This window comes from Actinomycetospora corticicola (assembly GCF_013409505.1).
Lineage (GTDB): Bacteria > Actinomycetota > Actinomycetes > Mycobacteriales > Pseudonocardiaceae > Actinomycetospora > Actinomycetospora corticicola.
Window position 1 is genome coordinate 2,609,791 of record NZ_JACCBN010000001.1, and the last position, 25,580, is coordinate 2,635,370.

A 25,580-nucleotide genomic window follows, 5' to 3' on the forward strand; every position below is an offset into this window, starting at 1 on the left:
GAGCTCCGCTCCGCTCCGTCTCCCGCCGGTCAGGAGCGACCGCCGATGGCGCCCGTGGAGGCCTCCTCGGCCGGTGCCGCGCCGGCGCCCTCGGCCCCGGTGCCCTGCGGGGCACCGTTGGACGCCGCGGCGTCGTCCTCCGTGACGGGCAGGAGGCTGATCTTGCCGCGGTTGTCGATGTCGGTGATCTCGACGCGAATCTTGTCGCCGACGTTCACGACGTCCTCGACCTTGCCGATCCGCTTGCCGCCGCCCAGCTTCGAGATGTGGACGAGGCCGTCGCGGCCCGGCACCAGCGAGACGAACGCACCGAACGCGGCCGTCTTCACGACCGTGCCGAGGTAGCGCTCCCCGATCTTCGGCATCTGCGGGTTCGCGATGGCGTTGATCATGTCGACCGCCGCCTGGGCGCTGGGCCCGTCGGCCGCACCGACGTAGATCGTGCCGTCGTCCTCGATGGAGATGTCGGCGCCGGTCTGCTCGGTGATCGAGTTGATCATCTTGCCCTTCGGGCCGATGACCTCGCCGATCTTGTCCGTGGGGACCTTCACCGTGGTGATGCGCGGGGCGAACTCGCTCATCTCGTCCGGCGTGTCGATGGCCTCGGCCATGACGTCGAGGATGGCGAGCCGGGCGCCCCGGGCCTGGGTCAGCGCCTTGGCGAGGACCTCGGTGGGGATGCCGTCGAGCTTGGTGTCGAGCTGCAGCGCCGTCACGAAGTCCTTCGTGCCGGCGACCTTGAAGTCCATGTCGCCGAACGCGTCCTCGGCGCCGAGGATGTCGGTCAGCGCGACGAAGGTCTCCTGACCGTCGACGTCGCCGGACACCAGGCCCATCGCGATGCCCGCGACCGGCGCCTTCAGCGGCACACCGGCGTTGAGCAGCGACATCGTCGAGGCGCAGACCGAGCCCATCGACGTCGAGCCGTTGGAGCCCAGCGCCTCGGAGACCTGGCGGATCGCGTAGGGGAACTCCTCGCGCGTCGGCAGGACCGGCATGAGGGCCCGCTCGGCGAGCGCGCCGTGGCCGATCTCGCGGCGCTTGGGCGAGCCCACGCGGCCGGTCTCGCCGGTGGAGAACGGCGGGAAGTTGTAGTGGTGCATGTACCGCTTCGTGGTCTCCGGGCCGAGCGAGTCGATGTTCTGCTCGAGCCGGAGCATGTTCAGCGTGGTGACGCCCAGGATCTGGGTCTCGCCGCGCTCGAACAACGCCGAGCCGTGCGCCCGCGGGATGACCTCGACCTCGGCGGCCAGCGGCCGGATGTCGGTGACGCCGCGGCCGTCGATGCGGAAGCCCTCGGTGAGGATCTTCCGGCGGACCGTGGACTTGGTCAGCGAGCGGAACGCCTCGCCGATCTCCTTCTCGCGACCCTCGAACTTCGGGGCGAGCTCGGTGACCAGGCGCTCCTTGACCGCGTCCTGGGCGGCGTCGCGCTCCTGCTTGCCCGCGATCGCGAGGGCCTTGTCCAGCTCGTCGCCCGCGGCCGAGGTGACGGCGTCGAGCACGTCGGACTGGTAGGGCGGGAAGGTCGGGTAGTCCTTCGTCGTGGTGCCCAGCGAGTCGTAGAGGTTCTTCTGCGCCTCGCACAGGGTGCGCAGGAAGGGCTTCGCGGCCTCGAGGCCCGCGGCCACGATCTCCTCGGTCGGCGCCTGGGCGCCGCCCGCGACGAGCGAGATGGTGCGCTCGGTGGCCTCGGCCTCGACCATCGAGATGGCGACGTCGGAGCCGTCGGAGGTGATCGACCCGGCGATCACCATGTCGAACACGGCGTCCTCGAGCTGCTTCCACGTCGGGAAGGCGACCCACTGGCCGTTGATCAGGGCGACGCGGGTGGCGCCGACCGGACCGTCGAAGGGCAGGCCCGAGATCTGGGTCGACGCGGAGGCCGCGTTGATCGCCAGCACGTCGTACGGGTCGTTGGGGTCGAGGCTCTTCACCGTGATGACGACCTGGACCTCGTTGCGCAGGTTCGACGTGAACGTCGGGCGCAGCGGGCGGTCGATGAGCCGGCAGGTGAGGATCGCGTCGGTCGACGGGCGGCCCTCGCGGCGGAAGAACGAGCCGGGGATGCGCCCGACCGCGTACATCCGCTCCTCGACGTCCACCGTCAGCGGGAAGAAGTCGAAGTTGTCCTTCGGGCGCTTCGAGGCGGTCGTCGCCGAGAGGAGCATCGTCTCCTCGTCGAGGTAGGCGACGACGGCGCCGGCGGCCTGGCGGGCCAGGCGGCCGGACTCGAAGCGGATGGTGCGGGTGCCGTAGGCGCCGTTGTCGAGGACGGCCGTGGTCTCGTGGACCCCGGTCTCGGTGTCGACGACGGCGGGAGTGGCGGAATTCGCCATGGGTGGGGTTCCTCCTGGGGAACGCCCCGCGCCCCTGCGGCGCTCTCCGGTGATCGTGTGACCGGTCTTCGATCGAAGCCCCCGGACGCGATGTTCCGGGGGCCACTGTCGAGGACCGGGTCCGCACCGGGCGGGCCGACGGCGGCGGCGGGGCTCGTGTTCAGGTGTGCTTGCAGATCGGGCCGCCCGCGACGGTGTCGCGGGCGGCCCGGAGGATCAGCGGCGCAGGCCGAGCCGCTCGATGAGCGACCGGTAGCGGGTGATGTCCACCGACGCCACGTACTTCAGCAGCCGGCGGCGACGGCCCACCAGCAGCAGCAGGCCGCGGCGGGAGTGGTGGTCGTGCTTGTGCATCTTCAGGTGCTCGGTGAGCTGGGTGATCCGCTTCGTCAGCAGCGCCACCTGGGCCTCGGGAGACCCCGTGTCGGTGGTGTGCACGCCGTACTCGGAGAGGATCGACTTCTTCTGCTCGGTGGTCAGTGCCACGTCGGGGGTACTCCTCGGGTCTTCTGTGATCATGCCCGGGCTCGCGCGCCCGGTACCGTGTGACGTCCCGACGGCGGGTGCGGCCACGGGCCGCGCCATCGCTCTCGGTGCCCGGCCGCCACGGACCGCAGCCGGATCAGACACGAGTCTACCGGGGACCCCCGACAGGCTCGTCGGCCCCCGGTGGCCCGGCCCGCTCAGAACCGCCCGAGGACCCGGTAGGGCGTGCCGCTCGCGACGAGGACGACCGCGTCCGGACGCCACGGCGGGCCGTGGTGCTCGCGCAGGACGTCGGGCACCGGCCCCCTCCCCCGCGCCACGGTGAGGTGGGCGACGTGCCCGGCCGGGTCCGCGCCGACGGCGAGCAGCAGGCGTTCCCACGCCGCCCCGTCGTCGGGATGCACCCCCAGCCAGAGCGCCGTGCCGAAGGTGCCGGCGCCGCGGCAGTGCAGGGACGGCACCGCCGGCCGCCCGTCCAGGGCCCGCTGGAGGTCGACGGCGACGACCTCCGGGTCCGCGTCGGCGTGGAACCGCAGCGTCACGTGCCGTCGTTCCCGCGCGACCGGGCGCCACGACGCCCCGTCGAGGCCCGCCACCGCCGCGTCGATCGCGACGTTCACCGTCTCGTCGGGCGATACCGCGACGAACAGGCGCACTAGAGGCCGAGGATCTTCCGGGTCGTCGCGACGTCGCCGTCCATCGAGGTGATCAGCTCCTCGATCGAGTCGAAGCGCTCCTGCCCCCGCACCCGGCCGACGAACTCGACCCCGACCCGCCGACCGTAGAAGTCCTCGGTGTGGTCGAGGACGAACGCCTCCACCGTGCGCTGCTGGCCGGAGAAGGTCGGGTTGGTGCCGACCGACACCGCGGTCGGCAGCTTCTCCCCGTCGCGGATGAACCACCCGGCGTAGACGCCGTCGGCGGGGACGGCGGCGTGCGCGGTCGGCGACACGTTCGCGGTCGGGTAGCCCAGGTCGCGGCCGCGCTGGTCGCCCTTGACCACGACGCCCTCGATGCGGTGCGGGCGCCCGAGGGCGTCGGCGGCCGCCTCGACGTCGCCCGCGGCGATGCAGCTGCGGATGTAGGTCGACGAGTAGGTCACGGTGCGTCCCCGATCTCCGTCGGCCACCAGGTCCAGGCCGATCGCCTCGAACCCGAACCGCTGGCCGAGCCGCTGCAGCTCCGGCACGTCCCCGGCCGCGCGGTAGCCGTAGGTGAAGTTGTTCCCGACCACCACGGCGGACGCGTGCAGCCGGTCCACCAGCAGTTCGTGGACGAACTCGTCGGCCTCGACGCGGGCGAAGTCGGTGGTGAACGGCAGCACCCAGAACGCGTCGATGCCGAGCTCACCGACCAGGTCGGCCCGGCGCGCGAGGGTGGTCAGCTGCGCGGGGTGCGAACCGGGGCGCAGGACCTCGCTCGGGTGCGGGTCGAACGTGATGAGCGTGGTGGGCAGCCCGCCGAGCTCCCGCGCCCGCTCGACCGCGTGGCCGATGAGCTGCTGGTGACCGCGGTGCACCCCGTCGAACACGCCGATGGTCACCACGCAGCGGCCCCAGCCCGGGGGCACGCCGTCACGACCGCGCCAGCGTTGCACGTGCCTCGGGCCTCCCCGCGGGGTGCGGTGTCGTCGGATCACGCCCAGCCTACGGCCGGGCCCGGTGGGCTTCCCGACGACGGGTGCGGCGTCACCTCCCGGGTGTCCCCGGCCCTCGCCGAGGTGCACACCAGGCACGCCCACCGGCCCGGGAAGCTGCCTGATGCCACCCTCGCGGCGGGCGCGGATCAGCCCGCCGGCGCGAGCACCAGCACCGGGCGGGCCCGACCCTCGGTGTCGGCGACCAGGCCGACGACATGACCGTCCGGGCCGAACACCGCCGTGGTGCCGGGGCCACCGCTCGGCGGGAGCGGACGCCCGTGCGCGAGGTCGGCCGCCTGCGCGGCGTCGACGTCCCTGCGCGGGAACGCCGTCCCGGTCGCGGCGTCGAGGTCCAGGGACAGCCCCGCCCGGCCGGCCTCCCCGTCCGCCTCCGCCACCAGCTCGTCGACGGTGCGCGCGTGCGCCAGCGTGAAGGGCCCGACGCGGGTGCGGCGCAGCGCCGTCAGGTGCCCGCCCACCCCCAGCCCGGCCCCGAGGTCACGTGCGAGCGCCCGCACGTAGGTGCCGGAGGAGCAGTCGACGAGCACGTCGAGCTCGAGCCCCTCGCCCTCCCGCCGTCGGGCGAGGACGTCGAACCGCCCCACGTGCACCGGGCGCGCGGGGAGGGTCACCTCCTCGCCGGCCCGGACCCGCTCGTAGGCGCGCCGCCCGTCGACCTTGATCGCGGACACGGTGCTCGGCACCTGCGACAGGTCGCCGGTCAGCGCCGCCACCTCGGTGTCCACGGCGTCGTCGGCGATCGCGCTCGCGTCGGCGGTGGAGACGACCTCGCCCTCCGCGTCGTCGGTCGTGGTGGCGGCGCCGAGCCGGATGGTCGCGAGGTAGGTCTTCGTGTCGAGCGCGAGGTGACCCAGGAGCTTCGTCGCGCGCTCCACCCCGAGGACCAGCACCCCGGTGGCCATCGGGTCGAGCGTGCCGGCGTGCCCGACCTTGCGGGTGCCGACCAGGCGGCGGGCCTTGCCGACCACGTCGTGCGAGGTCCACCCGCCCGGCTTGTCGACGACGAGCAGGCCGGGCGGCGGGGGCGGGTTGCTTCTCCGCTGGGGAGCACGGGCGTTCATCGCCGCGGATCCTCCCCTGCCCCGGCACGCCCGCGCCGATCAGGGGGACAGCAGGCCGATCGGGATCGACACGGCGGGGACCTCCGCCGGGTGCGGCACCTCCGCCGGACCGTGCGACCACAGCGGCAGGGCCGCGAGCCAGGCCGCGCCCGGTGGGTCGGCGTGGTCCCTGCCGAGCGCGCCCTCCCAGGGCACGGCGAGCCAACCCGTCGTCGTGACCGTCGACGCCGTGCCGGTCCACACGAGCACGACGTGCCCCAACCCGGACGTGGTCTCCGGCGACACCCGCGGCGCCGAGAGCCCGTCGAGGGCGAGCTGGCCCCCGACCGGCACGTACCCGGCGCCGTTGTCGGCCGCCGCGGCCTCCCGGATCGCGCCCTCCCAGCGCAGCACGCCGAAGTCGGGTGTCGGCGCGTGCGCCGGCGGCGCCTTCATCACGTGCAGGGCCACCTGCTCGTGCCGCACGACCAGCGAGTTCCGCGGAGACCCGATCCACACCGCGCGGTCGGCCCACTCCGGCGCCACCGCGAGCAGCCGCGTGCGCAGGTTCTCCGAGGAGGTGAGGCCGAGCGTCAGGGCGGTGTCGCCCGCGACCGCCGGGTCGTGGCGCGCCACGTTCCGTTCCCACACCGCGGCGACGGCGTCCTCGAGGAGCCCGAGCACCCCGAGGGCCCGCCACCGGTCCCGCACCTCCCGGAGCCACGTCATCGCGCCGGGATCCCACCTGCCGTCCATGTCCGCAGGGAAGCACGGACCCCCGACAACGTCGGCCGGGCCGACCCCCCTATCGGCGTGCTCGTTGCTCTGTCGAGAGAAGGAGGACTACGTCTTCGGACCACCCGCGACGTAGATGACCTGGCCGGACACGTACCCGGCGCGCTCGTCGACGAAGAACGACACCATGTTGGCGATGTCCTCCGGGACGCCGACCCGCTGGACCGGGATCTCCTTGGCGCGCGCGGCCTGCCACTCCTCCCAGTCCTGCCCGAGGCGCTCGGCGGTCGCCTTCGTCATCTCCGAGGCGATGAAGCCGGGGGCGACGCAGTTGGCGGTGATGCCGAAGCGGCCGAGCTCGATGGCGAGGGTCTTGGTGAAGCCCTGCAGGCCGGCCTTGGCCGCCGAGTAGTTCACCTGGCCGCGGTTGCCCAGCGCCGAGGTCGACGACAGGTTCACGATCCGCCCGAACTGCTCGGCGACCATGTGGCCCTGGACGGCGCGGGTCATGAGGAACGACCCGCGCAGGTGCACGCCCATGACCTGGTCCCAGTCCGACTCGGACATCTTGAACAGCAGGTTGTCCCGCGTGATCCCGGCGTTGTTGATCAACACGGTGGGCGGGCCGAGCTCCGCGACGATCCGCTCGACGGCCGCGGTGACGGCGTCGTTGTCGGAGACGTCCGCGCCGACCGCGATGGCCTTCCCGCCGGCCTCGGTGATCGCATCCGCGGTGCCCTTGGCGGCGGACTCGTCGAGGTCGATCACGGCGACGGCCAGGCCGTCGGCGGACAGACGCAGCGCGGTCGCGGCCCCGAGACCGCGGGCGGCGCCCGTGACGATCGCGACGCGGGGGGTGGGAGCGGTCATGACGGGAGGACCTCCTGGTACGGGTCGGTTCGGGCCCATCCTGCACCCGTCGCTTTCCGGACGACGGGTGGGACCGGTCACGCCTGACCGGTCGCGCTCCCCGCCGCCGCACCGGTGCCGGCGACCATCCACCGGTCCCCCCGCGCCCGCAGCCCGACCCCGACCGCGCGCCCCAGCATGAACAGCGACAGACCCGCCCACACCCCGGCGAGGCCCCAGCCGAAGGCCAGCGACGCCCAGATCGCGGGCAGGAAGCCCACCAGCGCGCAGCCGAGCGTGAGACGGCGCAGGAACGCCGCGTCCGCCGCGCCGAGCAGCACGCCGTCCAGGGCGAACACGAACCCGGCGATCGGCTGCAGCGCCACGAAGAACCACCAGGCGGCCGGGATGGTGGCGAGCACCGTCGGGTCGGGGGTGAACACCCGCGGCAGCACGCCCGCCAGCGCGGCGAAGACCAGGCCGGCGACGGTGCCGAGCGCGATGCCGTACCAGGTCACGCGCCGGGTGACGGTGCGCGCGGACGACGTCGCCGACGCGCCGAGGGCCGCACCGACGAGCTGCTGCGCGGCGATAGCGAGCGAGTCGAGGACGGTCGCCATGAAGGTCCAGAGCTGCAGCACCACCTGGTGGGCCGCGACCGACGACGCGCCGAACCGCGCGCAGACCGCGGTCGCCGAGAGGAAGCAGGCCTGGAAGGCGAGGCTGCGCAGCAGCAGGTCGCGGCCGAGGCCGAGCTGGGCGCGGAGGTCGGCGCCGACCGGGCGCAGGGTCACGCCCAGGCGGGTCGTCTCGCGCACCAGCGCGCCGACGAACAGCAGGAGCACGACGGTCTGCGCGCCGACGTTCGCGATGGCCGAGCCCTCGAGACCGAGCCCCACCCCGTGGACGAGGACCGGGCACGCGATCGCGGAGGCCCCGTTGCCGGCGAGGACCACGACGACCGGGGCGCGGGTCGACTGCACGCCGCGCATCCAGCCGTTGCCGGCCATCGCGACGAGGATGCCGGGCGCGCCGAACAGCGCGATCCGCATCCAGTCCACGGCCTCGTCGGCCAGGACCCCGCCTCCACCGAGGGCATCGGCGACCGGCCGCGCGATCAGCTGGCCGAGCACGACGACCGCGATCCCGGCGAACAGTGCCAGCCAGGTGGCGGCCACCCCCTCGGCCACCGCCCGGTCGCGGTGGCCGGCCCCGAAGGCGCGGGCGGCGCGGGCGGTGGTGCCGTAGGCGAGGAACGTGCCGAGCGAGGACACCTGGGCGAGGACGACCGCGCCGACGGCGAGCGCGCCCAGGGGCAGTGCCCCCAGCCGGCCCACCACGGCGGTGTCCACGAGCAGGTACAGCGGCTCGGCGACCAGCACCACCAGGGCGGCCGCCGAGAGCGACAGGACGCGGGTCGGCCCGGCGTCGAGCGAGGTGGTCACCGGTTGCTCCGACGATGTGGCGTCTCTGCCACTGGATGACAGCAACGACGCTTCGCTGCCAAGAGGGAGGAGGGTTCAGGCCCGAGCGGACCCGTCGTCGGGACCGTCGTCCGCCTCGACGAGGTCGTCGGCGGCCTCGAGGTCGTCGGAGTCCTCGTCCTCGTCGTCCTCGTGCGGCTTGCGGTACGGGTCGGCCTCGCCGGCGTAGTCCGCGCTCGCGGCGAGCGAGGCGACCTCCTGGTCGGCCGCGCGGACGCCCGCGAGCAGCTCCTCCATGCGCGCCGCGTCCTCGGGCACCTCGTCCTGGACGAAGGTGATCGAGGGGGTGTGCCGGATGCCGGTCTGACGCCCGACCGCGGTACGGACCACGCCGGTCGCGCTGGTGAGCGCGGCCGCGGAGTTGTCGTGGTCGGTCTCGTCGCCGTAGACCGTGTAGTAGACGGTCGCCTCGCGGAGGTCCGCGGTGATGCGGGCGTCGGTGATCGTGACCAGCTTGAGGCGCGGGTCCTTCACCTCGTGCTCTAGCGTCGAGGCGACGATCTGGATGATCCGCTTGGCGAGGCGGCGGGCCCGGGGTGCGTCGGCCATGTCGGCTCCTTCACGGATCAGTCGTCGTGCGGACCCAGCCAGCGGGTCCGCGCGGAGAGCACCTGGAACTCGGGGTGCGAGCTGACCAGGCGTTCGCAGTGGTCGAGCACGTCCGACACGTGCTCGGCGTCCGCGGCCACCACCGCCACGCCGATGAGGGCGCGGCGGTGGAGGTCGAGGTGACCGGCCTCGGCGACCGAGACCGTGTACTTGCGCTTGAGCTCGGCGACGACGGGGCGCACGACCGAGCGCTTCTGCTTGATCGAGGACACGTCCCCGAGCAGCAGGTCGAGCTCGAGGACGCCTACGTACACGGCGTCCCCGAGCCGATCAGGACCGTCACTCGCGCGGCTTCTCCCGCATCTCGTAGGTCATGATCTTGTCGTCGACCTTGATGTCGTTGAACGACCCGAGCGTCAGACCGCACTCGTAGCCGTCGCGGACCTCGGTGGCGTCGTCCTTGAACCGCTTGAGCGAGCTGATCGTCAGGTTCTCGGCGATCACCGCACCGTCGCGCACCAGGCGTGCCTTGGCGTTGCGGCGGATGATCCCCTCGGTGACGAGGCAACCGGCGATCGTCCCGACCTTCGAGGAGCGGAACACGTCGCGGATCTCCGCCGTGCCGAGCTCGACCTCCTCGTAGATCGGCTTGAGCATGCCCTTGAGGGCCGCCTCGATCTCGTCGATGGCCTGATAGATCACCGAGTAGTACCGGATGTCCACGCCCTCGCGGTTGGCCAGCTCCGTGGCCTTGCCCTCGGCACGGACGTTGAAGCCCATGACGATGACATCGGACGCAATCGCGAGGTTGATGTCGCCCTCGGTGATCGCACCGACCCCGCGGTGGAGCACCCGCAGCTGGACCTCGTCGCCGACGTCGAGCTTCACGAGCGCGTCCTCGAGCGCCTCGACCGTACCCGAGTTGTCACCCTTGATGATCAGGTTGAGCTCGTTGGTCTCCTTCAGCGCGGCGTCGAGGTCCTCGAGCGAGATGCGCTTCCGGCGGCTGGCCAGCTGGGCGTTCCGCTCGCGGGCACGACGACGGTCGGCGATCTGCCGGGCCACGCGGTCCTCGTCGACGACGAGGAACGTGTCGCCGGCGCCGGGCACCGACGTGAAGCCGATGACCTGGACCGGACGCGAGGGCAGCGCCTCGCGCACGTCGTCGCCGAACTCGTCGAGCATCCGTCGGACGCGCCCGGAGGCGTCGCCCGCGACCACCGAGTCACCGACGCGGAGCGTGCCGCGCTGGACCAGGACGGTCGCGACGGGGCCGCGGCCACGGTCGAGGTGGGCCTCGATCGCGACACCCTGGGCCTCCATGTCGGGGTTGGCCCGGAGGTCCAGCGAGGCGTCCGCGGTGAGCAGCACGGCCTCGAGCAGCCCGTCGATGTTGATGTTCTCGCGTGCCGAGATGTCGACGAACATCGTGTCGCCACCGAACTCCTCGGCGACGAGGTTGTACTCGGTGAGCTGCTGACGGATCTTGGCGGGGTTGGCCCCCTCCTTGTCGATCTTGTTCACCGCGACCACGACCGGCACGTCGGCCGCCTGGGCGTGGTTGATCGCCTCCACCGTCTGCGGCATGACGCCGTCGTCGGCCGCCACCACGATCACCGCGATGTCCGTGGACTTCGCCCCACGGGCACGCATGGCGGTGAACGCCTCGTGACCCGGGGTGTCGATGAAGGTGATGGCCCGCTCGACACCCTCGAGCTCGGTGTCGACCTGGTAGGCGCCGATGTGCTGCGTGATGCCGCCGGCCTCGCCCTCGGCGACCTTCGTCTTGCGGATCGTGTCCAGCAGACGCGTCTTTCCGTGGTCGACGTGACCCATGACCGTGACGACCGGCGGGCGGGCCGCGAGGTCGTCCTCGTCACCGTCGTCGGAGCCGTAGGACAGCGAGAACGACTCCAGCAGCTCGCGGTCCTCCTCCTCGGGGGACACGACCTGCACGTCGTAGTTCATCTCGCCGCCGAGCAGCTCGAGGATGTCGTCGGACACCGACTGGGTGGCCGTGACCATCTCGCCCAGGTGGAAGAGCACCTGGACCAACGAGGCCGGGTTCGCGTCGATCTTCTCCGCGAAGTCGGTCAGCGACGCACCGCGCGGGAGCCGCACGGTCTCGCCACGGCCCTTCGGCAGGCGGACGCCGCCGACCGAGGGGGCCTGCATGTTGTCGAATTCCTGGCGCTTCTGGCGCTTGGACTTGCGGCCACGACGCACCGGGCCACCGGCGCGACCGAACGCACCCGCGGCACCGCCGCCACGACCACGGCCACCGCCGCCACCGGGACGACCACGGAAACCGCCCGCGGGCGCTCCGCCACCGCCGCCGGGGCCACCGCCACCGGGACGGAAGCCACCGCCGCCGCCACCGGGACGACCGCCGCCACCGGGACGACCGCCGGGGCCACCGGGACCACGTCCACCGGGACCGCCACGGCTCGGCGGACCGGCCGGACGGGCCGGCATCATGCCGGGGTTCGGACGCGGGGGCATGTTGCCCGGCGTCGCACCACCGGTGCCGCCGGGACGCGGCGGACGGTCACCCGCGGCCGGACGCTCGCCGTCACGCGGCGGACGCGGCATGGGGGCGTCGCCGTCCCGCGGCGGACGCGGCGGGCGCTCGCCCTGGGGCGCACCGCCACCGGGGCGCTGGCCCTGCGGGCGCGGCGGGGCGCCCTGACCGACACCGAACGGGTTGTTGCCGACGCGCGGGGTCTTCGGACCCGGACGCGGGGCGCCCGGACGCGGGGCGGCCGACGTGTCGCCCGCCGACGCCGCGGCGGCCGCGGGACGCTCCTGCTGGCCGGGACGCTCCTGCTGCGCCGGACGCTCCTGCTGCCCGGGACGCGGTGCGCCGGGACGCTGGTCGCCGGGACGACCCTGGCCGGGACGGGGACCGCCCTGGCGCTGGTCGCCGCCGCGCTCGACGGCGCCGCCACGCTGGCTGCCCGGCTTCGGGATGCCACGGGGCTGACGGTCCGGGCGGTCGGTGCCGCTGGGGCGCGGACCGCGGTCCTGCGCCGGGCGCTCCGCACCGGGGCGCGGGGCACCGGGACGCGGGGCGTCGGACGGCTTCGGGGCCGCCGGGCCGGGCGCGGGCGCGGCCGGGGCCGACGCGGAGGCGGCGGGGGCCGCCGGAGCCGCGGGAGCGGGGGTCGGCGTCGCGTCGGGACGCGGGCCGGGCGCCGGGGCGGCCGGGGCCGACGCGGTGCCGTTCCCGGAGCCGTTGCCGGAGCCGTTGCCGCCGGACGAGCCGCCCGAGCGGGCGCCGGGGCGCGGTCCGCGGGAGGACCCGCCGTTGCCACCGCTGCCCATGGAGTCGCGCAGCTTGCGCGCGACGGGAGCCTCGACCGTCGAGGACGCGGACTTCACGAACTCGCCGAGGGACTCCAACTGCGAAAGTACCTGCTTGCTGGTGACGCCGAGCTCCTTCGCGAGCTCGTGCACCCGGGCCTTGCCTGCCACTGATCTCCTCATTCTCGAGGTCGGCGGCGTGCCCGCGACCTCGTGTCCTACGCCTGCGCGCTCATCGCGAGTGCTTCACGGCTGGCTCATGGGGGTCGACCTGCTTCCTGGTGTTCCGACTCCGACGGGCGTCGGGGCCTGCGCTCGGGTCGGTCGGTGTCGGGTGCGGTGCGAGCAGTGCGTGCAGGGCACCGAGGTCCAGCGGCCCCGGGACGCGCAGCGCCCGGGGGAACGCCGATCGGCGCTCCGCGCGGTGCAGACAGTCGGTGTCGGGGTGCATCCAGGCACCCCGCCCCGGCTCACGACGCCGTGGGTCGGGCACACAGGTCCCGTCCACGGCCACCACTCGCAGCAGTTCCGACACCGGCCCCCGCGATCGGCACCCCACACAGGTGCGCACCGGTCCTTCGATCGGTGGAACCTCGTGGTGAGCCGGACGGGTCCGGGCCATGTCTGACTCTACCGCGTGCTCGCCCCGACGCCGAAGCCCCGTACCCACCCGTCAGGGCGCGACGAGGTCGGAGCCGGGCTCGGCGTCCGAGCGGATGTCGATCCGCCACCCCGTCAGCCGGGCGGCGAGGCGGGCGTTCTGACCCTCCTTGCCGATCGCCAACGAGAGCTGGTAGTCCGGCACGACGACGCGGGCCGCGCGGGCCCGGAGGTCGACCACCTCGACCGAGACCACCTTCGACGGCGAGAGCGCGTTGCCCACGAACTCCGCCGGGTCGTCCGAGTGGTCGATGATGTCGATCTTCTCGCCGTGCAGCTCGTCCATCACGCCGCGGACCCGCGCGCCCATCGGGCCGATGCAGGCGCCCTTGGCGTTCAGGCCGGGCACGGTGGACCGGACGGCGATCTTCGAGCGGTAGCCGGCCTCGCGGGCGATCGCGGTGATCTCCACCGCGCCGCTGGCGATCTCGGGGACCTCGAAGGCGAAGAGCTTCCGGACGAGGTTGGGGTGCGTCCGCGACAGCGTGACCGCCGTGCCCCGCGGGGTCCGGCTGACCCCGACGACGTAACAGCGCACCCGCTCGCCGTGTTCCAGCTTCTCCCCGGGCACCTGCTCGGCCGAGGGGATGACGCCCTCGATCGAGCCGATGTCGACGACCACCACGCCCCGCGCGTTCGCCCGGGCGTCCCGTTGCACGACCCCGGAGACGACCTCCCCCTCGCGGGTGGCGTACTCGCCGTAGCTGCGGTCGTGCTCGGCGTCGCGCAGCTTCGCGACGATCGTCTGCCGTGCCGTGGTCGCCGCGATCCGGTCGAACCCGGCCGGGGTGTCGTCGACCTCGCCGACGGTCTCGCCGTCCTCGCCCTTCTCGGGCACGAGGACACGGATCTCGCCCGAGGTGCGGTCGACCTCAGCGCGCGCGCCCGGGGCCTCGTTCCCGGCCTGGCGGTAGGCGGTCAGCAGGGCCGACTCGATCGCCGCGACGACCGTCTCGAAGGCGATGTCCTTGTCACGCTCGATCGCGCGCAGGGCCATCAGGTCGACCTTCACTGCTGCTCCTTCTCACGTCGATCGTCCTGCAGTGCCTCGACCTGCGCCTCGGGCGCCGGCTTGAACTCGACCTCGACGCCCGCCCGCTCGACCTGCGCGAGGGGGACCTCCTGCAGGCCCTTCTCGACGGCGAGCGTGACCACTTCGTCGGTCACGGCACCGACCCGGCCCGAGAGCTTCGTGCCGTCGGTGAGGGTGACCGCCACGCGGCGCAGCCACGCCTTGCGCCAGTGCCGGGGCTCGGTGAGCGGCCGGTCGGTGCCCGGCGTCGAGACCTCGAGGGTGTACTCGCCGAGCAGCGCGCCGTTCGCCTCCTCGTGCGCGTCGACGGCGGTCGAGACGTCCCGGCTCAGGGCGGCGACGGCGTCCAGGTCGACACCGCCGGCCGGGCCGTCGTCGACGCCGGGGGCGTCGGGCGTGTCGACGGTGACGCGGACGACCTGCCGGCGACCGGCGGGTCGCAGGTCGAGGTCGTCCAGCACGAAGCCGGCCCGCTCGACGACGTCGACCACGACGGGCGTCAGGGCGGTGGCGGCGGCACCGGTGGGTGGGCCCACGGGCACGGGTCTGCCTCCAGAACGGGTGAGGGAGCGGGTGACGGCGGAGGCCCCAGAGTAGTCCCGTCCCCGACTGGCACGATGGCCGGTGATGCTCCGGTCCGTCTCCCTCTCCCGTCGGTCCTTCGCCGTCCTGACGGCGGGTGTGGTCGCCCTGGGGGCGACGGGGTGCGCCCGGGACGAGGGCCCCGACGAGCTCGAGGCCCCGTGGGACGCCGCCCGCTCCGACGTCGCTCTCGCCACCGCCGCGGCCGGGGCCTTCCCCGATGCCGCCGCCCGGTTCACCGCGATCGCCGACGCGCGGCGCACGCACGCGGAGGCGCTCGCGACGGAGATCCGGCGCGCCCGGCCGGACCGCTCCGAGGTGCTCGACGCCCCACCGCCGACCGTCACCGCCCCGTCGTCCGCGGCCGACGCGGCGACCGCCCTGGCGCGCGCGCTCGGCGCCGCCCGCGACGCCGGCGCCACGCTCGCCGTCACCACGGCCCGCTACCGCGCCGGGCTCGTCGCCTCGGTGACCGCCTCCTGCGCGGGCTGGGCGGAGGCGTCGGCGGCGTGACCTCCCCCGTCTCCGACTCCTCCGGCACGCTCGACGCCGCCCAGGCCGCCCTCGGCGCCGAGCACGCGGCCGTCTGGTGCTGCGGGCTCGCGACCGCCTTCCTGCCCTCCTCCGTCGCCCAGGCACTCGCGGACGCGGCGCTGGCGCACCGGCAGCGTCGGGACGCCCTCGTGGCGTTCCTGGAGGCCGCGGGGCAGCAGCCGGTGCCCGCCGCGCCCGCCTACGCCACCCCGCGGCCGGTGACCGACGCGGCGAGCGCCGCCGCCCTGCTCGTGGTCGCCGAGGACGACGTCGCCACGGCGTGGCGGGCGCTCCTGGAGCGCACCGACGACCGGGGCCTGCGGACCACCGGGGTGGCCGCGATGGTGGCCGCGGCGACGGGCGGGCGGCGCTGGCGGGTGCTCGCCGGGGTCACCCCGCAGGTGGCGACGTCGCCGGGCGACCCGCCGACGGGCTGAGCGGTCGCGAGGTGGGCCGGTTGGCCTGCCGAGGGCGCATCGCGTTCGACCGCTTTTCACATCGTCGTGAAAAGCGCCTGCAGGGTCTTCGGTGACGGCCCGGGCGACCCGCACCGGTGTCGATCGGGGTCGCGTGCTCCTCCGCCACCCCGCCGGCGGACGACCTGACGGCGTGATTACCGCAGGCCGAGCGCAGTCCGGGCGACGCGGTCCAGCGTCGGCTCCGGGACCCGCGCGCCGCCGGTGCCGTCCGTCTCGGTGATGACGACCACCTCGCCCAGCTGCGTCGACGCGTACCCGGCGCCGGACAGCGCCGCGGGGGCACCCGGGTAGCCCCGGCCCTCGCGCAGCAGGTCCGCGACGTTGCCGGTGCCGGAGGAGTCGACCAGCGACTTGAGGGCGGCGGCCGAGGCGGCGTCGTGCATCCGGACGACGGCCACCGACGCGACGACGGGCGTGCCGTCGGCGTCCGCGGTCCAGAGGGCGCGGTCCAGCTGCGTGCAGGGCCGCTCGGCGAGGAACTGGACGGCGAGACCGTAGGCGTGGCCGTCGCAGGTCGGGTCGCTGGTGACGACGCGCTGGGTCCAGGACACGCCGTCGACGACGCGGACCGGGTCGGCCGAAATCTCCTCCGGCGTCGCCCCGGTGCCGCGCACCACGAGCACGGCGACGCCGAGCGCGAGCCCGAATGCGACCACGGCCGCCACCCCGAGCCCGCGCCAGGTCGCCATCCACGTCGGGAGGGTCACCTCGCGGCGGGCCCGACGACGACGGCGGGAGTCGGTGGGGAGGCCGCCCAGCCGCGGCGACTCCTCGGGACCACCACCGGGACCGCCGACCTCCGGGACGGCGATACCGGCCGGCGTGGGGTCCGCGACGGCGATCGGGGCCGTGGTGGGGCGGGCGAGCGGCCCGCCCGGGTTCGACACGGCGGCGGAGCGCGCGGCCGGCACCGCGCCGGGCGGGAGCGACCCCGGGAAACCGGCCGCGGCCAGGTCGACCGGGTCGGGCACGAACCCGGCGAGCCGCCAGGCGGCGAAGAGCCGACGGACCTCGGCGGCGTCGAGCACAGTCGGTCCGGACGAGGCGGTGAGGACGAGACCCGCGGCGGTGGCGACGCCGATCGCCCGGTCCTCGGCGGTGCGCTCGGGGTCGGCGCGGTCGGGCACCGCGCGGTCGACGACGGGGACGACCTGGCGGGGCGCGGTCGGGGTGGGGTCGGCGAGCGCGAGCAGCCGGTCGATCTCGGCGGCCGCGCGGTCCTGGACCCCGCCGGCGCCTCCCGTCGTCAGGACCGGGACCCGGTCGCCGGCCGGGACGAGCCCGAGGACCCCGTCGGGCCGGAGCACCAGGGCGTCGAGGACGCCGTCCGGTCCGCCGGGCAGGGCCACGGCCACCCCGGGTGCCGTCGGCAGCCCGTCGAGCAGGCGACGAACACGGCGCACGCGCTCCGGTGCGATCCCGTGACGGGGATCCGGGGCGACGAGGAGCATCCGACCTCCACGATCGGGTGACGACGGGCGGCGCTCACGGTAGCCGTCGAGATCACGGAAGCATCACGACCCCCGCCGTGTCGCCCCGATCAGCCGCCCGGCCGACGCCGTTCCCCGATGCGGGCCACCATCGGCGTGAGGGTCCGTGCGGCCACCGGGAGCATCGACTGCGTCCGTGTGAGCCAGCCGCGCCAGCCCGGGAGCACCCGGAGTTCGCGCTTCCCGTCGAGCATCGCGATCCCCGCGGCGACCACCTCGTCGACCCCGAGCACCCGCGGGCCGGTGAACAGCAGCGCCGAGGACGGGCGGTCGGACACGGCGCGGAGCAGCTCGGTGGAGACGGCGTCCGGACACAGCGCGAGGCAGCGGATCGGCCGGCGGGCGCCGCCGAGCTCGATGTGCAGCGCCTGGACGTAGGAGAGCGCGGCGGCCTTCGACGCCCCGTAGATCGCCAGACCCGGCGTCGGGCCGAGACCGGAGAGCGAGACGACGTTGAGGATGTCGCCGCGGCGCATCACGTCGACCGCCGCGCGGCAGCCGTGCACGACCCCGAGCGTGTTGATCTCGACGGTCGAGGTCACCTCGGCGTCGGTGGCGTCCCAGACCGGGGCGGTCGAGAGCACGCCCGCGTTGTTGACCCACACCGTGACCTCGCCCAGGTCCGCCGCGGCGGCCGCGACCGAGCGCTGGGCGCCCGCGTCGCGCACGTCGAGCGGGAGCGCGGTGGCCGGGCCGGGCAGGGCGTCGGCCGTGCGGGTCGCGGCGGCCCCGTCGACGTCGGTGACCACGACGTGCAGCCCGCGCTCGCTCAACGCCCGGGCCAGCCCGGCGCCGATCCCCCGTCCCGCGCCGGTGACGACGGCGACGTCGGTCATGGGTGGCTCCTCCCTGTCCCCGTGGCAGCGAAGCGTCGTCGCTGTCGTCCAGCGGCAGGAAATCCACTTCGTCGCGGCGGGAGTCTCGCGCACCCGGCGTCAGGACGGCGGACGTAGGCTCGGCGGCGATGCGCAGCGAGGAGATCCAGGTCCGGACGGGCGAGCAGGAGACGGTCCGGGACATCACGGCGGAGTGCGAGCGGTTCCTGCGCGACGCGGACGCGCAGGACGGCCTGCTGCACGTGTTCGTCCCGCACGCGACGGCGGGGATCGCGGTGATCGAGACCGGCGCCGGGTCGGACTCCGACCTCCTGCGCCAGCTCCACGAGATCCTCCCCGCCGACGACCGGTGGGGGCATCGCCACGGCTCCCCCGGCCACGGTCGCGACCACGTGCTGCCCGCGCTGGTCGCCCCGTCGATGACGGTGCCCGTGCTCGGCGGCCGGATGACCCTCGGCACCTGGCAGTCGGTGTGCCTGGTCGACACCAACACCGACAACCCGTCGCGCAAGATTCGTCTCAGCCTGCTCGCGGGCTGAGCCGGCCCCGGCCCGAGCAGGCATCCTGGAGGACGTGAACACCGACGTCCTCGTCATCGGCGCCGGGCCGGCCGGCTCGTCCGCGGCCGCGTGGGCCGCGCAGGCGGGTCACGACGTCGTCCTCGCCGACGCCGCCGTCTTCCCCCGCGACAAGGCCTGCGGGGACGGCCTCACACCCCGGGCGATCGCGGAGCTGACGAAGCTCGGCCTCGGCGAGTGGGTCCGCGGCCGCGGCGAGAACCGCGGCCTGCGCGCCGCCGGGTTCGGGCAGCTCCTGACGCTGCCGTGGCCGGGTGGCTCGCTCCCCGCGCACGGGGGCGCGGTGGCCCGGACGGAGCTCGACGCCCGCATCCGCACGGTCGCGTTGGAGCGGGGCGCGGTCCCGGTCGAGGGCCGGCGGGCGGTCGACGTCGAGTTCTCCGGCGCCGCCGTGTCCGCGGTGGTGTTCGACGACGGGTCGCGGATCGCGTGCCGCCGGCTGATCGTGGCGGACGGGGCGAAGTCGACGCTCGGGCGTGTCCTCGGGCGGGTCTGGCACAAGGACACGGCGTTCGGCGTCGCGGCGCGCGGCTACATCACCTCCGGGCGCCACGACGACCCCTGGATCTCCTCGCACCTCGAGCTGCGCGGCACCGAGAACGAGGTGCTGTCGGGCTACGGCTGGGTGTTCCCGCTGCACGACGGGTCGGTGAACATCGGCGTCGGCACGCTCGCCACCGACAAGCGCCCGGCCAACGTCCGGCTGCGCTCGCTCATCCAGCACTACGCCACGCAGCGCCGGGACGACTGGCAGCTCTCCGGCGAGGTGCGCGACGTCGCGTCGGCGCTCCTGCCGATGGGCGGCGCCGTGTCCGGCGTGGCGGGGCGGAACTGGGCCCTGGTCGGCGACGCCGCCGGCTGCGTGAACCCGCTCAACGGCGAGGGCATCGACTACGGGCTCGAGACCGGGCGGCTGATCGTCGACCTGCTGGGCGAGGACGACTGGTCGCTCGCCTGGCCCGCGACGCTGCGCGAGCACTACGGCTCGGCGTTCTCCATCGCCCGGCGCCTCGCGAAGCTCCTGACGGTGCCGAAGCTGCTGCCCGTGGCCGGTCCGGTCGGGATGCGGTCGAAGGCGCTCATGACGGTGGCCCTGCGCGTCATGGGCAACCTGGTCACCGAGGAGGACCACGACGTGGTCGCCCGGGCATGGCGCCTCGCGGGGAAGGCGTCGCTGCGCGCGGACGAACTCCCGCCGTTCCCGGCGGCCGACCTGCGGACGCCGGTCGCCGCGGGCTGATTCCCGACGGCGGGTCGCGTCAGCGAGGTGCACGTCAGGCACGTTCCGGGGCCTCGGGGCCTGCCTCCCGTGACACTCGTGGACGAGCTGGGCGGGTCTCGCTGCGACGGGGCGTGACTGTCGGACCCTCGTACTAGTGTTCGAATCATGCCGCAGGACCTGCACTCCGCGCCTCGTGCCGAGGTGGCGACCGTGCTCGCCGACTCGGGTCTGCCGCTGCTCGCGCGCGCCGTCACGGCGGGTGTCGTCGGTGGGCCGGGCGTGCGCGCGGTGCTCGACTGTCTGGCTTCCCTGGCCGACGACGGCCACGACGCTGCGGCGCTCGCCGAGGCCGAGGAATTCCTGACCTCGATCGCCGCGGCCACCGACCCGGCCTCCGTCGCGCAGGAGCTGCGCGTGCACTGCGACGAGGTCCTGCGGCCGCACCTGGCCGAGGACGTGGACGAGCCGGACGAGCCGGACGAGCCGGACGCCTGGCTCGAGGAGCCCCCGGCTGTCGGGTTCGCGGTCGCCACGACGGGATCCGACGCGCCGGCCATCGGCGACGCCCCGAGGGACGACGCCCCGACCGCGGATCTCGCGACCGACGACCTCGCGACCTCTGGCGCCGTCGCGCCCGACGCGTCCACGACCCACGGGCCCCTGTCCGGCGAGTTCGCCCGCCCGGACCCGGGGCCGCCCACGCCACGACGCCGGGTGCCGGGACGGCCGTCCGCCGTGACGCATCGAGGCAACCGAGTGGGGCGGGCACCCCCTCCGGCGCCCGTCCCCGCCACGGGTGTGCAGCACGTCCGCCCACCCCCCGCCGGCCGACACCGTATCGGTCGGGACGGCCACCACCTCTCCGGCCTCCGAGGAACCGGAGCCGTGGCCGCACCGGGATCAGGGAGTGATGACCACCTTGAGCGCGAGGTTCGCCGCGGCGTTGCCGAACACCTCGTAGGCCTCGTCGATCTGGTCGAACGTGAACGAGTGCGTCCCCATCTTCTCGGCGGGGATGCGGCCCGAGGCGACCATCTTGAGCAGCGTCGGGATCGACACGGTGTCGACCAGGCCCATCGTCAGGGTCACGTTGGCGATCCACATGTCCTGCATCGGGATCTCCACCGGGGTGCCGTGCACGCCGACGTTCGCGATCGTCCCGCCGGGCCGCACGAGCGAGGCGGCGGTCAGCAGGGTCTCGGGGTAGCCGACCGCCTCGATGGCGACGTCGACGCCGAGCCCGTCGGTCAGCGCGACCACGTCGGACACCGTGCCCGGGCCGACCTCGATGGCGTCGGTCGCCCCGAACTCGAGCGCCTTCTCGAGCCGGAACTTGTTCGAGTCGATCGCGATGACCTTGGACGCGCCCCAGAGACCCGTCGTCAGGACCGCCGAGAGACCCACCGCCCCGGCGCCGACCACGGCGACCGTGTGCCCGGGCCGCACGCCGCCGGCGAGGACCCCGACCTCGTAGCCGGTGGGCAGCGAGTCGGCGAGGAAGATCGCCTGCTCGTCGGTGACCTCCGGGGGCACGAGGTAGAGCGAGGTGTCGGCGTAGGGCACGCGCACGAACTCGGCCTGCGTGCCGTCGATGAGGTGGCCGAAGATCCAGCCGATCCCGCCGACGGTCTGGCAGTGCGACGGCATGCCGCGCTGGCAGTACTCGCACCGGCCGCACTTGGTGATCGCCGGGACCAGCACCCGGTCGCCGACCGAGAACCCGCGGACCGCCCCGCCGACCTCGGTGACCGTCCCGACGGCCTCGTGCCCGAGGATGCGGCCGTCGGTCACCGCGGCCACGTCGCCCTGCAGGATGTGCAGGTCGGTGCCGCAGATCGTGGTGGTCTCCACCTTGACGACGACGTCGGTGGGTTCGACGATCGCCGCGTCCGGGACGTCCTCCCACGCCTTCCGACCGGGACCGTGGTACACAAGGGCCTTCATCGCGACCTCCGCTGGTTGCGCCCGCTGAGCGTCCCCGACGCTATGGCGTGGGTCACGGTCCGACTGTCCGATTCCGGGACGATCCGGTGCGCCCCGGGGCCGCGCGGACCGGCCGGTGTCCCGCCGCCGGGACACTCCTCAGGCGATGTAGCTGATGCCGAACGCGTCGATCTTGCGGTAGAGCGACGACCGGGCGATCCCGAGCATGGCGGCCGCCTTGTAGCGGTTCCCGCGCGTCTCGTAGAGCGCGTGGATGATCGCGTCGGCCTGGGCGGTCTCGAGCATCGTCAGCCGTGGGGCGCTGGTGAAGCAGAGCGCGGGCAGGTCGGGCGGCTGCACGATCCCGACCGGCTTGCGCGCCACCACGTACCGCAGCACGTCCTCGAGCTCGGCGATGTTCCCCGGCCAGGCGTAGCCCTCGAGCACCCGGACGACCTGGTGCGAGAGCCGGAGCGAGCGGGCGCCGCTCATCGACCGGAGCACGGCCTGGGCGAGGCCCGCGAGCTCGTCGGTCCGGTGGCGCAGGGCGGGGACCCGCACGGTGTCGTGGAAGTGGCGCAGGAGCAGGCCGTACGGGCGCGCGGCGTCGACGGCCGCGGAGTCCAGGCAGCCGACGACGACCACCCGACCCGGCATCGCCGTCAGCGGCCGGAGCGCCTCGTCGAGGCGGCGCGCGGCGACCGGGGTCAGGGCGTGCACCTGGTCGAGCAGCACCAGGTGTGCCTCGCCGCCGACCGGGTCGAGGCTGCCGGGGTCGAGGCGCAGGTCGTCGGCCGGCCCGGTGCAGTCCACCGTCGTCGAGGTCCCCCGCGGGAACAGGTAGGTGAACCGCTCCCGGGCCAGCGTCCGCTTCCCGACGCCGTTCTCCCCCACCAGCAGCAGGTGCCGCCGACGGCCGAGCGCCGCCGTCGCGTCGCGGCGCATCCGCTCGTAGGGGCCGAACAGCTCCTGCGTCGCGCGGCGCCGGGCCTCCTCTCCCGACGACGGGTCGCGGTGCAGGTCCGCCGCGAAGTCGCGTCGACCCGTGGGCGCGACGTGCGAGCCCTGGCGCCGCCGGGCCTCGCGGGCCGCGACGCTCACCCGCCCCGCCCCGGCGTGCACCGGGACCGGACCGCCCGCGAGGACCGCGCCGAACACCTCCCCGTCCTCGCCGCGGACCTCGCGCAGGTCGACCTCGGCGCACACCCCGGACGGCAGGTCGAGGTGGCGCGGCCCGCCGGTCTCGTCGAGCAGGACGCTCGTGGTCAGCGCGTCGCCGAGGGCCTGGCGGTCCGCGTCGGGCAGCGCCGCGACCTCCCGGCCGAGCCAGGTCTCGTCGCCCGTCGCGGCCACGACCCAGGGGACGCCCTCGGCGCGCAGGGCCGACATCGCGTCGTGGACGGCGAGGACCCGTCGGCGGCGGTCGCGCTCGTCGTGGTCGGCGACCGCGTCGGCGAGCAGCCGCGCGAGGGCAGGCGTGACGGGCTCCGAGGCGTGGGCGACCACCACGATGCGGCCGCCACCGACCGGCGCCGCCGCCTCCCGCAGCAGCCGCCACGCCGGGTGGAGGTGCTCCGGGCCCTCGACGAGGACCGCGCGACGCTCGTGGGCCGCGACCGACGCCGCCGTCGTCCCGACCGACGCCTCGTCGCAGCGGTGCCCGGGCACGAGGCCGGCGGCGTCGAGGAGCTCCCCCAGGGCCGGGTCGGTGTCGTAGCGGACCCGCACCACGGCGTCGTCGCCGACGAGGGCGACGGAGCAGCCCACCTCCGGGTTCTCGCGGGCGAAGCGGTGCAGCACCGCGTCGGCGGCGGCGACCAGCGGTCCGCCGTCGTGGTGACCGACGAACGGCGGGTCCACCGGGCCACCGACCGAGGCACCGACCGACCGCTCCCACGACGCGACGATCTCCGGCCGCACCACTCCCGCGGGCAGCGCGGCCCGGCCGCCGCGCCGGAACCGTTCGCGGGCGGCGTCGAGCACGCGGGCCGCCGTCACGTCTCCGGACGGTAGGCCGCCCGTCCGCTCCCCCACCAGAATCCGGAGACGTCGGCAGACCCTGCACCCCGGGAATCAGCCGGCGGGCTCCCACGGCGGCATCGGCTCGCCCGACTGCGCGGCCGCGAGGCGGGCGAGGTACCAGGTCCAGCCGGCTGCGAGGTCCTCGCGCGGGATGGTGCCGTCGACGCGCTGCACGAGGACCAGCTCGGAGCCGGTCCCGTGGGCCCGCACGGTGAGGTCCAGGTGCCAGGCGGTGCCCCCGGACGGGAGGAGGACGACGAGCCGGTGCGGGGGTTCGCAGACCTCGATCACCGCGTCCACCGGATCGTCGACCTCGCCGCCCGCGTCGACCTCACCGGTCATGGTGAAGGAGACGGTCCCGGTGGTCGGGTCGCCGGTCCAGGTCCCGATCCACCGACCCATGCGGTCGGACTCGGTGATCGCGGACCAGAGGTCCTCCACCGGGTCGGGAAAGGTGCGGCGGACGACCAGGTCCTCAGCCGGTGCGGTCACGGTCGACCTCCTCGTGCGACCGGGCGCGCCGACCACGGCGCACCTCGGTGTCCAGGGCGTCCAACCGGGCGGCCGGGCCCGCGGGCGTGCGCTGCTCGGACTCGTCCGCGGCGAGGCGGGCGAGTCCCTCCGCGCTCGTCACCTCGTCGAGGGCGAGGGCGACCGCGCCGTGCAGGGCGGCGTCGGCGCCGTGGACGGCGTCGCGGACCGGGGTGGGCTCGGCGCGCCGCCAGCCCATGAGCCCGGCCGCGTAGGCCTCCTCGAAGGCGGCGCCCCGCAGCCGCGGGGCGAGTCCGCCGAGGACCACGACGTCGGGGTCGTGCGCGTTGACCAGGCCCGCCAACCCCCGGCCCAGTGCGGCCGAGGCGCCGGCCACGGCCGCGACGGCAGGGGCGTCGCTCCGGTCCAGCACCGTCGTCGCGAACGTCCGCGGGTCGGCCGGCGCCGGCGCCCCGAGGCGGCGGGCCAGGCCGTACCCGTCCACCTCCGGACCCCAGCAGCCCCGGGCCCCGCAGGCGCACTCGACGGCCGGGTCGCCGAACGGCAGGTGCCCGAACTCGCCGGCGGCCCCGTGGGCGCCGGTCTGGGGGCGGCCGTCGATCAGCAGGGTGCCGCCGAGCCCGACCTCGACGAGCACCGTCAGCGCCGTGCCCGCGCCCGCCGCCGCGCCGCTGCGCGCCTCCGCGAGCCCCGCCAGGGTCGCGTCGTTGCCCTGCACCACCCGCAGCGTGGACCCGCCGGTCAGCCGCGCCAGGTCCAGCGTCGTCCAGTCGAGCTCGCCGGAACGCACCACGTGGCCGTCGGACAGCGGCGCCGGGAAGGACACGGCGAGCCCGACCGCGCCGCGCTCCGCCACGGCCGCGCCCACCTCCTCGGGGCAGGCGCGCACCCGTCGTCCGGACGCCACCACCGTGGGGACGCCGTCGAGCCCCGCGACCCCGAGCCGCCAGTCCTCGTGGCGCAGGTCCAGGGCGAGCACCCTCGGGCCGTCGGCCGCGGGCACCAGGCTCGTCGTCGGGCGCCCCCGCCCCGACACCGGTGCTCGTTCCTCGGCCACCCACCCGGCCGTGCGCAGGCGGGCCACGGTCTCTGTCGTCGTGGCACTGGAGAGCCGCAGCTGCTCGGCGAGCGCCACCCGGGTCAGCCCCGGGGTCCGCCGGACCGCGTCCAGCACCCGGGCGGCCGTGCGCCACCGGTCGACCGCCGCGCGACCGGGCTCACACCGGAACCCGGTCGCACCACCCGTCGTCGGGAACATCCCGCCATTATGCTCGGTTGGCGAGT

At 74.8% G+C, this 25,580-nt stretch carries 24 protein-coding genes; 4 read left to right on the plus strand and 20 right to left on the minus strand.

The genetic code is table 11. The features are described from left to right. Positions 1-29: 29 nt before the first annotated feature. The 14 genes from BJ983_RS12550 to rimP form a co-directional block, all read right to left on the minus strand. Positions 30-2,339 carry a polyribonucleotide nucleotidyltransferase gene (locus BJ983_RS12550; protein WP_179794088.1) on the minus strand — a complete coding sequence of 770 codons (2,310 nt, stop codon included), beginning with the start codon at positions 2,337-2,339 and terminating at the stop codon, positions 30-32. Positions 2,340-2,555: 216 nt separating this feature from the next. After that, positions 2,556-2,825 carry a 30S ribosomal protein S15 gene (rpsO, locus tag BJ983_RS12555; protein WP_179794089.1) on the minus strand — a complete coding sequence of 90 codons (270 nt, stop codon included), beginning with the start codon at positions 2,823-2,825 and terminating at the stop codon, positions 2,556-2,558. 197 nt (positions 2,826-3,022) lie between these two features. Beyond that, complete coding sequence (locus BJ983_RS12560) at positions 3,023-3,481, minus strand: 2'-5' RNA ligase family protein (RefSeq protein ID WP_179794090.1); 459 nt, start codon at positions 3,479-3,481, stop codon at positions 3,023-3,025. Next, complete coding sequence (locus tag BJ983_RS12565; protein ID WP_179794091.1) at positions 3,481-4,422, minus strand: bifunctional riboflavin kinase/FAD synthetase; 942 nt, start codon at positions 4,420-4,422, stop codon at positions 3,481-3,483. Before BJ983_RS12565 ends, BJ983_RS12560 begins: the two co-directional genes overlap by 1 nt. 188 nt (positions 4,423-4,610) lie before the next feature. Further along, a complete protein-coding gene (gene truB, locus BJ983_RS12570) occupies positions 4,611-5,546 on the minus strand; it encodes a tRNA pseudouridine(55) synthase TruB (RefSeq protein WP_179794092.1) in 936 nt (311 codons plus the stop codon). A 39-nt stretch (positions 5,547-5,585) separates the two neighbouring features. After that, positions 5,586-6,281: a hypothetical protein gene (locus BJ983_RS12575; protein ID WP_179794093.1), complete on the minus strand. Its 696-nt coding sequence runs from the start codon at positions 6,279-6,281 to the stop codon at positions 5,586-5,588. A gap of 87 nt (positions 6,282-6,368) precedes the next feature. Next, complete coding sequence (gene fabG / locus BJ983_RS12580; protein ID WP_179794094.1) at positions 6,369-7,130, minus strand: 3-oxoacyl-ACP reductase FabG; 762 nt, start codon at positions 7,128-7,130, stop codon at positions 6,369-6,371. A 77-nt stretch (positions 7,131-7,207) separates the two neighbouring features. Further along, complete coding sequence (locus tag BJ983_RS12585; protein ID WP_179794095.1) at positions 7,208-8,554, minus strand: MATE family efflux transporter; 1,347 nt, start codon at positions 8,552-8,554, stop codon at positions 7,208-7,210. A 75-nt stretch (positions 8,555-8,629) separates the two neighbouring features. Further along, positions 8,630-9,142, minus strand: a complete 513-nt coding sequence (rbfA, locus tag BJ983_RS12590; RefSeq protein ID WP_179794096.1) for a 30S ribosome-binding factor RbfA — start codon at positions 9,140-9,142, stop codon at positions 8,630-8,632. 17 nt (positions 9,143-9,159) lie between these two features. Further along, on the minus strand, positions 9,160-9,456 hold the full coding sequence (locus BJ983_RS12595) for a DUF503 family protein (RefSeq protein ID WP_179794097.1): 297 nt from the start codon (positions 9,454-9,456) through the stop codon (positions 9,160-9,162). Between the two features lie 25 nt (positions 9,457-9,481). Continuing rightward, positions 9,482-12,616, minus strand: a complete 3,135-nt coding sequence (infB, locus tag BJ983_RS31640; RefSeq protein WP_179794098.1) for a translation initiation factor IF-2 — start codon at positions 12,614-12,616, stop codon at positions 9,482-9,484. A 61-nt stretch (positions 12,617-12,677) separates the two neighbouring features. Beyond that, positions 12,678-13,067: a YlxR family protein gene (locus BJ983_RS12605; RefSeq protein ID WP_179794099.1), complete on the minus strand. Its 390-nt coding sequence runs from the start codon at positions 13,065-13,067 to the stop codon at positions 12,678-12,680. A 51-nt stretch (positions 13,068-13,118) separates the two neighbouring features. Next, complete coding sequence (nusA, locus tag BJ983_RS12610; RefSeq protein ID WP_179794100.1) at positions 13,119-14,117, minus strand: transcription termination factor NusA; 999 nt, start codon at positions 14,115-14,117, stop codon at positions 13,119-13,121. Then, positions 14,114-14,674, minus strand: coding sequence for a ribosome maturation factor RimP (rimP, locus tag BJ983_RS12615; protein WP_179794101.1), 561 nt, complete (start codon positions 14,672-14,674; stop codon positions 14,114-14,116). The genes nusA and rimP overlap by 4 nt, the downstream gene beginning before the upstream one ends. 91 nt (positions 14,675-14,765) lie before the next feature. Here rimP and BJ983_RS12620 point away from each other — a divergent pair, with 91 nt between their 5' ends. Together BJ983_RS12620 and BJ983_RS12625 are read left to right on the plus strand one after the other, a co-directional pair. Continuing rightward, positions 14,766-15,233, plus strand: a complete 468-nt coding sequence (locus BJ983_RS12620) for a hypothetical protein (RefSeq protein ID WP_179794102.1) — start codon at positions 14,766-14,768, stop codon at positions 15,231-15,233. Then, positions 15,230-15,691, plus strand: coding sequence for a DUF4439 domain-containing protein (locus BJ983_RS12625; RefSeq protein WP_179794103.1), 462 nt, complete (start codon positions 15,230-15,232; stop codon positions 15,689-15,691). Before BJ983_RS12620 ends, BJ983_RS12625 begins: the two co-directional genes overlap by 4 nt. A 176-nt stretch (positions 15,692-15,867) precedes the next feature. Here the strand turns inward: BJ983_RS12625 and BJ983_RS12630 are convergent, their stop codons facing one another. Then, the gene (locus BJ983_RS12630; RefSeq protein WP_179794104.1) at positions 15,868-17,184 is read right to left on the minus strand and encodes a hypothetical protein; all 1,317 of its coding nucleotides are present in this window, start codon (positions 17,182-17,184) and stop codon (positions 15,868-15,870) included. A gap of 89 nt (positions 17,185-17,273) precedes the next feature. Further along, complete coding sequence (locus BJ983_RS12635) at positions 17,274-18,059, minus strand: SDR family oxidoreductase (protein WP_179794105.1); 786 nt, start codon at positions 18,057-18,059, stop codon at positions 17,274-17,276. Positions 18,060-18,187: 128 nt separating this feature from the next. Between BJ983_RS12635 and BJ983_RS12640 the strand changes: the two genes are divergently transcribed. Together BJ983_RS12640 and BJ983_RS12645 are read left to right on the plus strand one after the other, a co-directional pair. Then, positions 18,188-18,598 (plus strand): secondary thiamine-phosphate synthase enzyme YjbQ, encoded by a 411-nt coding sequence (locus tag BJ983_RS12640; RefSeq protein WP_179794106.1) that lies wholly within the window; start codon positions 18,188-18,190, stop codon positions 18,596-18,598. Positions 18,599-18,632: 34 nt separating this feature from the next. Beyond that, on the plus strand, positions 18,633-19,877 hold the full coding sequence (locus BJ983_RS12645; RefSeq protein ID WP_179794107.1) for a geranylgeranyl reductase family protein: 1,245 nt from the start codon (positions 18,633-18,635) through the stop codon (positions 19,875-19,877). Positions 19,878-20,759: 882 nt separating this feature from the next. On the opposite strand, the gene BJ983_RS12650 is transcribed toward BJ983_RS12645, so the two are convergent. The 4 genes from BJ983_RS12650 to BJ983_RS12665 all read right to left on the minus strand — a co-directional run bounded on the left by BJ983_RS12650 (position 20,760) and on the right by BJ983_RS12665 (position 25,554). Beyond that, a complete protein-coding gene (locus BJ983_RS12650) occupies positions 20,760-21,803 on the minus strand; it encodes an alcohol dehydrogenase catalytic domain-containing protein (RefSeq protein ID WP_179794108.1) in 1,044 nt (347 codons plus the stop codon). A gap of 138 nt (positions 21,804-21,941) precedes the next feature. Next, complete coding sequence (locus BJ983_RS32275) at positions 21,942-23,780, minus strand: AAA-type ATPase lid domain-containing protein (RefSeq protein WP_179794109.1); 1,839 nt, start codon at positions 23,778-23,780, stop codon at positions 21,942-21,944. A 75-nt stretch (positions 23,781-23,855) separates the two neighbouring features. Further along, the gene (locus BJ983_RS12660; protein ID WP_343054086.1) at positions 23,856-24,296 is read right to left on the minus strand and encodes an SRPBCC domain-containing protein; all 441 of its coding nucleotides are present in this window, start codon (positions 24,294-24,296) and stop codon (positions 23,856-23,858) included. Then, a complete protein-coding gene (locus BJ983_RS12665) occupies positions 24,280-25,554 on the minus strand; it encodes an ROK family transcriptional regulator (RefSeq protein WP_179794110.1) in 1,275 nt (424 codons plus the stop codon). The genes BJ983_RS12660 and BJ983_RS12665 overlap by 17 nt, the downstream gene beginning before the upstream one ends. Positions 25,555-25,580 lie beyond the last annotated feature (26 nt).

Coding starts and splice junctions, on each gene's coding strand:
- rbfA (WP_179794096.1), bottom strand. CDS start 9,142: ATGGCCGACGCACCCCGGGCCCGCCGCCTCGCCAAGCGGATCATCCAG.
- BJ983_RS12640 (WP_179794106.1), top strand. CDS start 18,188: ATGCGCAGCGAGGAGATCCAGGTCCGGACGGGCGAGCAGGAGACGGTC.
- BJ983_RS12620 (WP_179794102.1), top strand. CDS start 14,766: ATGCTCCGGTCCGTCTCCCTCTCCCGTCGGTCCTTCGCCGTCCTGACG.
- BJ983_RS12605 (WP_179794099.1), bottom strand. CDS start 13,067: ATGGCCCGGACCCGTCCGGCTCACCACGAGGTTCCACCGATCGAAGGA.
- BJ983_RS12635 (WP_179794105.1), bottom strand. CDS start 18,059: ATGACCGACGTCGCCGTCGTCACCGGCGCGGGACGGGGGATCGGCGCC.
- fabG (WP_179794094.1), bottom strand. CDS start 7,130: ATGACCGCTCCCACCCCCCGCGTCGCGATCGTCACGGGCGCCGCCCGC.
- BJ983_RS12665 (WP_179794110.1), bottom strand. CDS start 25,554: ATGTTCCCGACGACGGGTGGTGCGACCGGGTTCCGGTGTGAGCCCGGT.
- BJ983_RS12650 (WP_179794108.1), bottom strand. CDS start 21,803: ATGAAGGCCCTTGTGTACCACGGTCCCGGTCGGAAGGCGTGGGAGGAC.
- BJ983_RS12550 (WP_179794088.1), bottom strand. CDS start 2,339: ATGGCGAATTCCGCCACTCCCGCCGTCGTCGACACCGAGACCGGGGTC.
- truB (WP_179794092.1), bottom strand. CDS start 5,546: ATGAACGCCCGTGCTCCCCAGCGGAGAAGCAACCCGCCCCCGCCGCCC.
- BJ983_RS12630 (WP_179794104.1), bottom strand. CDS start 17,184: ATGCTCCTCGTCGCCCCGGATCCCCGTCACGGGATCGCACCGGAGCGC.
- BJ983_RS12575 (WP_179794093.1), bottom strand. CDS start 6,281: ATGGACGGCAGGTGGGATCCCGGCGCGATGACGTGGCTCCGGGAGGTG.